Consider the following 2,981-nt stretch of genomic DNA (forward strand, 5'->3'; position numbering starts at 1 on the left):
CCTATCAACGTTGTGGTCTCCAACGGCCCTTTAGGACCCTCAAGGGGTCAGGGATGACTCATCTCAGGGCTCGCTTCCCGCTTAGATGCTTTCAGCGGTTATCGATTCCGAACTTAGCTACCGGGCAGTGCCACTGGCGTGACAACCCGAACACCAGAGGTTCGTTCACTCCGGTCCTCTCGTACTAGGAGCAACTCCCTTCAATCATCCAACGCCCACGGCAGATAGGGACCGAACTGTCTCACGACGTTCTGAACCCAGCTCGCGTACCACTTTAAATGGCGAACAGCCATACCCTTGGGACCGACTTCAGCCCCAGGATGTGATGAGCCGACATCGAGGTGCCAAACACCGCCGTCGATATGAACTCTTGGGCGGTATCAGCCTGTTATCCCCGGAGTACCTTTTATCCGTTGAGCGATGGCCCTTCCATTCAGAACCACCGGATCACTATGACCTACTTTCGTACCTGCTCGACCTGTCCGTCTCGCAGTTAAGCTGGCTTATGCCATTGCACTAACCTCCTGATGTCCGACCAGGATTAGCCAACCTTCGTGCTCCTCCGTTACTCTTTGGGAGGAGACCGCCCCAGTCAAACTACCCACCAGGCACTGTCCGCGAGCCCGATTCAGGGCCCTGCGTTAGAACATCAAACATACAAGGGTGGTATTTCAAGGACGGCTCCAGCGCAACTGGCGTCACGCCTTCAAAGCCTCCCACCTATCCTACACATGTAGGTTCAATGTTCAGTGCCAAGCTGTAGTAAAGGTTCACGGGGTCTTTCCGTCTAGCCGCGGGTACACCGCATCTTCACGGCGAATTCGATTTCACTGAGTCTCGGGTGGAGACAGCATGGCCATGGTTACACCATTCGTGCAGGTCGGAACTTACCCGACAAGGAATTTCGCTACCTTAGGACCGTTATAGTTACGGCCGCCGTTTACCGGGGCTTCGATCAAGAGCTTCGCTTGCGCTAACCCCATCAATTAACCTTCCGGCACCGGGCAGGTGTCACACCCTATACGTCCACTTTCGTGTTTGCAGAGTGCTGTGTTTTTGATAAACAGTCCCAGCCATCTGGTCACTGCGACTCCCAACTGCTCCATCCGCAAGGGACTTCACTGTCAAGAGCGAACCTTCTCCCGAAGTTACGGTTCTATTTTGCCTAGTTCCTTCACCCGAGTTCTCTCAAGCGCCTTGGTATTCTCTACCCGACCACCTGTGTCGGTTTGGGGTACGATGACTTGTAATCTGAAGCTTAGAGGCTTTTCCTGGAAGCAGGGCATCAATGGCTTCCACACCGTAGTGTGTTCGTCTCGTGTCTCAGTGTTGTGTCTCCGGATTTGCCTAGAAACACCACCTACGCACTTTCACCAGGACAACCGTCGCCTGGCCCACCTAGCCTTCTCCGTCCCCCCATCGCAATTACAAGTCGTGCAGGAATATTAACCTGCTTCCCATCGATTACGCCTTTCGGCCTCACCTTAGGGGTCGACTCACCCTGCCCCGATTAACGTTGGACAGGAACCCTTGGTCTTCCGGCGAGGAGGCTTTTCACCCCCTTTATCGTTACTTACGTCAGCATTCGCACTTCTGATATCTCCAGCATACCTCTCGATACACCTTCGCAGACTTACAGAACGCTCCCCTACCACTCACACATAAGTGTGAATCCGCGGCTTCGGTGCCTGGTTTGAGCCCCGTTACATCTTCCGCGCAGGCCGACTCGACTAGTGAGCTATTACGCTTTCTTTAAATGATGGCTGCTTCTAAGCCAACATCCTAGCTGTCTGAGCCTTCCCACATCGTTTCCCACTTAACCAGAACTTTGGGACCTTAGCCGGCGGTCTGGGTTGTTTCCCTCTTCACGACGGACGTTAGCACCCGCCGTGTGTCTCCCGGATATTACTTACTGGTATTCGGAGTTTGCATGGGGTTGGTAAGTCGGGATGACCCCCTAGCCCAAACAGTGCTCTACCCCCAGTAGTATTCGTCCGAGGCGCTACCTAAATAGCTTTCGGGGAGAACCAGCTATCTCCGAGTTTGATTGGCCTTTCACCCCCAGCCACAGGTCATCCCCTAACTTTGCAACGTTAGTGGGTTCGGTCCTCCAGTTGATGTTACTCAACCTTCAACCTGCCCATGGCTAGATCACCCGGTTTCGGGTCTACACCTTGCAACTAGACGCCCAGTTAAGACTCGGTTTCCCTACGGCTCCCCTATACGGTTAACCTCGCTACAAAATGTAAGTCGCTGACCCATTATACAAAAGGTACGCAGTCACCCCGAAGGGCTCCCACTGCTTGTACGTACACGGTTTCAGGTTCTATTTCACTCCCCTCACAGGGGTTCTTTTCGCCTTTCCCTCACGGTACTGGTTCACTATCGGTCAGTCAGGAGTATTTAGCCTTGGAGGATGGTCCCCCCATATTCAGACAGGATGTCACGTGTCCCGCCCTACTCGATTTCACATCAAGGTTGTTTTCGTGTACGGGGCTATCACCCTGTATCGCCGGCCTTTCCAGGACCGTTCCACTAACTTCCAAGATGCTTAAGGGCTAATCCCCGTTCGCTCGCCGCTACTGAGGGAATCTCGGTTGATTTCTTTTCCTCGGGGTACTTAGATGTTTCAGTTCTCCCGGTTCGCCTCTGTTACCTATGTATTCAGTAACAGATACCCGAGTTATCTCGGGTGGGTTTCCCCATTCGGAAATCTGTGAGTAATAGCGTCTCTTACCGACTTCTCACAGCTTATCGCAGGTTAGTACGTCCTTCATCGCCTCTGACTGCCAAGGCATCCACCATGTACGCTTAGTCACTTAACCATACAACCCCAAGAAGTGTCGGTGAAACCGGCACAGCTTGTTGTCGTACAACAAGGACCAAATAAAATTTGGTTTTCGCCAAGAAGTTTCCAAAGCACTTGTAACAAATGTTTGAGAACTACTTTTTAAATCAGCTTTCCAGATTGTTAAAGAGCA

Annotated in this window: 1 rRNA gene; it reads right to left on the reverse strand. The window is 52.4% G+C overall.

Annotation, left to right across the window (positions count from 1 at the left end):
• Nucleotides 1-2,825 (reverse strand): 23S ribosomal RNA (locus AB5Y71_RS01130); the annotation flags it as partial.
• Nucleotides 2,826-2,981 lie beyond the last annotated feature (156 nt).

The organism is Aeromonas sp. R9-2 (genome assembly GCF_040908025.1).
GTDB lineage: Bacteria > Pseudomonadota > Gammaproteobacteria > Enterobacterales > Aeromonadaceae > Aeromonas > Aeromonas veronii.